The organism is Brevundimonas sp., assembly GCF_036677305.1.
Lineage (GTDB): Bacteria > Pseudomonadota > Alphaproteobacteria > Caulobacterales > Caulobacteraceae > Brevundimonas.
Map to the genome: position 1 here is coordinate 1 of NZ_JAKFEB010000150.1, position 4,030 is coordinate 4,030.

The window sequence follows — 4,030 nt, forward strand, 5'->3', positions numbered from 1 at the left end:
CGCCTTCCGCGCCTCTATCCGCGTCCAGATGCGGTCGTGGGCGGTGAAGAAGACCGTCTGCACCAGCGGCTCGACGATGCCGATGGTCAGGGCCACGCGCCAGTCGCCGGTCAGGGCGAAGGCCACGGACACCGCGACCACGAAATGCATCACGCCGTAGGTGACGGATTTCAGCGCGATCTGTTTGAACGAGCGGGGCAGGGCGTGGCTGTGGCCGTGGTGGCCGTGGGCGCGGGTCTGCTCCTCCGGCGCCATGATCTGGAGCCGGGCGGTGAACGCCTCGGCGGCCTCCTCGACGGTCGACAGGCGTTTGCGCCGCTCGATCCGGTGCCAGACGCGGTCGTGGATCGAATAGGCGATGGTCTGGAAGAAGGGCTCGACCACGCCGACGGCCAGCGCCAGCCGCCAGTCGCGCGTGATGGCGAAGGCCACCAGTATGGCGACCACCAGGTGCATCACGCCATAGCTCGCGATCTTGAGCGCGAGGCGGCGGGCGGTGCTGATGAGCGTGCGGACCATGGATCTCCAGATGTGGGGCCGGCGCCGCATCCGGCAAGCCAATTGTTCTTATCGTGGCGATAAGCGCGCCCGGCCCTTGCGGTTCCCCGCCTGTCGCCGCTATACGCGGCCCGCAAAACGGAGACTCCTCATGGAGATACGCGAAGGGCTCACCTTCGACGATGTTTTGCTGGAACCCGGCCCGTCCGAGATCATGCCCGCCGACGCGGACGTCTCGACGAAGCTCACCCGCGACATCAGGCTGAACATCCCGCTGACCTCGTCCGCCATGGACACGGTCACTGAAAGCCGGCTGGCGATCGCCATGGCCCAGGCCGGCGGTCTGGGCATCCTTCACCGCAACATGACGGTCGAGGAACAGGCCGATCAGGTCCGCGAGGTGAAGCGCTACGAAAGCGGCATGGTCATCAATCCGGTGACCATCACGCCGCAGACCACCCTGGGCGAGATCCGCCAGATCGTGGCCAAGAAGAAGATTTCCGGCTTCCCGGTGGTCGATCCCGTCAGCGGCAAGCTGGTCGGCATCCTGACCAACCGCGACATGCGGTTCGACACCGACCCGACGCGCAAGGCCATCGAGCTGATGACCACGGGCGATCTGGTCACGGTGCGCGAGGGCGCCGGCCGCGACGAGGCGCGGGCCCTGCTGCGCGACCGCAAGATCGAGCGCGTCATCGTCGTCGACGAGGACTACCGCGCCACCGGCCTGATCACGATGAAGGACATCGAGAAGGCCCAGGCCCATCCCCACGCCGCCAAGGACGATCAGGGCCGGCTGCTGGTCGGCGCCGCCTCGACTGTGGGCGACGCGGGCTATGAGCGGGCCATGGCGCTGGCGGAGGCCGGTGTGGACGTGGTGGTCATCGACACCGCCCACGGCCATTCGATCCAGGTCAGCCGCGTGGTCGAGCGCATCAAACGCGAATCCAACCGCATCCAGATCATCGCCGGCAATGTCGCCACCTATGACGCCGCGCGGGCCCTGATCGACGCCGGCGCCGACGCCGTGAAGGTCGGCATCGGCCCGGGCAGCATCTGCACCACCCGCATCGTCGCAGGCGTCGGCGTGCCCCAGCTGACCGCCATCATGGAGGCCGTCCGTGCGGCGAAGGAGTCGGGCGCTCCGGTCATCGCCGACGGCGGCATCAAATATTCGGGCGATCTGGCCAAGGCCATCGCGGCCGGCGCCAGCGTGGCCATGATGGGTTCGATGTTCGCCGGCACCGACGAAAGCCCGGGCGAGGTCTTCCTGTACCAGGGCCGGTCCTACAAGTCGTACCGGGGCATGGGCTCGGTCGGGGCCATGGGCGCCGGCTCGGCCGACCGCTATTTCCAGAAGGAAGTCGAGGACACCCAGAAGCTGGTGCCCGAGGGCATCGAGGGCCAGACGCCGTACAAGGGGCCGATCGCCCCGGTGCTGCACCAGATGGTCGGAGGCCTGCGGGCGGCCATGGGCTATGTCGGCGCGGGAAGCATTCCCGAGCTGCAGGAGCGGGCCCGCTTCGTCCGCATCACCGGCGCCGGTCTGCGCGAAAGCCATGTCCATGACGTGATGATCACGCGGGAAGCGCCGAACTATCGGCAGGGCTGACGGAAGAGGGGATGGAAGCCATGGATATGACGCCTGAATTCATCGTCCTGGCCTTCGTGCTGATCCTGGCCGTCGTCCAGATTCTCGCGGCCGTCATCGCGCGGACGGCCGAGCTCGGGGTCAAGTGGAACGCCGGCGCCCGCGACGAGGCGGTTCCCCCGCCCGGAAAGCTGGCCGGCCGGCTGATCCGCGCCCAGGCCAATCTGTTCGAAACCCTGCCCATCTTCGCCGCCGCCGTGATTATGGCGCATGTGGCTGGCAAGGACGGCGGCCCCCTGACCCTGTGGGGGACGCATCTCTATCTTTTCGGCCGCGTGATCTACCTGCCGCTCTACGCCTTCGGAGTCGCCTATGTCCGCTCTCTGGTGTGGGTGGCGTCGCTCGTGGGGCTGCTCATGGTCCTCGCGGCCCTGTTCGTTTGAAAGCCTGAATTGACCCCAGCAGCCCGCCTGGCCTCAGCCGCCTCCGTCCTCGACAGCATCGCCCAGGGCCGCGCGCCCGCCGATGTGGTCCTCAAGGCATGGGGCGCCGCCAACCGCTATGCGGGGTCCAAGGACCGCCGCGCCGTCGCCGAGCGGGTCTATGAGGTGCTGCGCGCGCGCGGTCGTCTGGTCCGCGCCATGGGCGGTCGCGAGGACGGACGGGCGCTGGTGATCGGCTCGCTGGCCTTCATCGACGGCCTGTCGCTGGAAGAGATCGAGGCCCTGCACTCGGGCGACGGCTACGGCCCGCGCCCCCTGTCGAAACAGGAGCGCGCCCGCATCGAGGCCGGGGAGGGCGATCTGCCCGACTGGGCCGCCGCCGGCCTGCCCGAGTTCGTGGCCGAGGACCTGAAGACGACCTTCGGCGACCGCTGGAGCGAGGAGGCCGCCGCCCTGATGGCCCGCGCCCCGGTCGACCTGCGCGTCAATACGGCGAAGACCACGGTCGAGGCCGCCCGCCGCGACCTGACCGCAGGCGGTTTGTCGCCCGCGCCGACGCCGTGGTCGGCGGTCGGCCTGCGCCTGCCGTCCGAGCCCGCGCCCAATGTTCAGGGCCTCCAGGCCTTCAACGTGGGCGAGATCGAGATCCAGGACGAGGGCAGTCAGATCGTGACCTGGCTGGCCGGATCGGGCCTGGACTTCACGCCCGACAGCATCGTCGTCGACTATTGCGCCGGCGGCGGCGGCAAGACCCTGGCCCTCGCGGTGCAGGGCCTGCCTGAAGCCGACCCCTCGAAGGTCGCCGCGCCCCGGCCCGCGGGCTGGTCGCCGGTCGGCGCTGACGAGGAAGCGGCCGTGAAGACGGCGCCGCGCGTCGCCGGGATGCGGCTGATCGCCTGCGACGTGGTCCAGAAGCGGCTCGACAACATCCGTCCGCGTCTCGAACGCGCCGGCGTCGAGGCCGACCTGCGCATGCTGGGCCCGAACGGCGGCGGCGTGGAGGAATTCAACGGCAAGGCCGATCTGGTCTTCGTCGACGCCCCCTGCAGCGGCTCCGGCGCCTGGCGCCGCCGGCCCGAGGACGCCTGGCGTCTGAAGGCCGACGAGGTCGAGCGGCTGCACGCCCTGCAACTGCGCATCCTCGGACAGGCCGCCCAGCTGGTGAAGCCCGGCGGCCGGCTGGCCTATGTCACCTGTTCGATCCTGACGCGCGAGAACGAGGCCGTCGCCGACGCCTTCGAGGCGGCGCATCCCGGCTTCAAGCCGGTCGCGGCTGCCGACCTGCTGGCGGCGAAGACCCTGACCAACGCGGCCCACACGGGTCTGGGCGGCAAGGCCTCCGGCGGGCGCATCCGTCTGTCGCCCGCCTCGACCGGCACCGACGGCTTCTTCGCGGCCCTCTACGAGCGGCGGGCGTGAGCCGGGACTGGACCCTTTCCAGCTTCGGTCCGAAGACCGCCCTCTGCGTCATGGCCGCCGAGCCCGAATACGGCCCGGC

4 protein-coding genes are annotated in these 4,030 nt (G+C 69.8%); 3 read left to right on the forward strand and 1 reads right to left on the reverse strand.

The features are described from left to right. Positions 1 to 519 (reverse strand): DUF2061 domain-containing protein (locus V6M42_RS08530; protein ID WP_332678196.1); only part of this gene is annotated, 519 nt, incomplete at its 3' end. Positions 520 to 649: 130 nt separating this feature from the next. Between V6M42_RS08530 and guaB the strand changes: the two genes are divergently transcribed. The 3 genes from guaB to V6M42_RS08545 are packed head-to-tail and all read left to right on the forward strand — an operon-like array spanning position 650 to position 3,951. Next, complete coding sequence (gene guaB, locus V6M42_RS08535; protein ID WP_332660618.1) at positions 650 to 2,110, forward strand: IMP dehydrogenase; 1,461 nt, start codon at positions 650 to 652, stop codon at positions 2,108 to 2,110. 20 nt (positions 2,111 to 2,130) lie between these two features. Further along, positions 2,131 to 2,532 carry an MAPEG family protein gene (locus tag V6M42_RS08540; protein WP_332660616.1) on the forward strand — a complete coding sequence of 134 codons (402 nt, stop codon included), beginning with the start codon at positions 2,131 to 2,133 and terminating at the stop codon, positions 2,530 to 2,532. 9 nt (positions 2,533 to 2,541) lie between these two features. Beyond that, complete coding sequence (locus V6M42_RS08545; RefSeq protein WP_332678197.1) at positions 2,542 to 3,951, forward strand: RsmB/NOP family class I SAM-dependent RNA methyltransferase; 1,410 nt, start codon at positions 2,542 to 2,544, stop codon at positions 3,949 to 3,951. Positions 3,952 to 4,030: the final 79 nt, after the last annotated feature.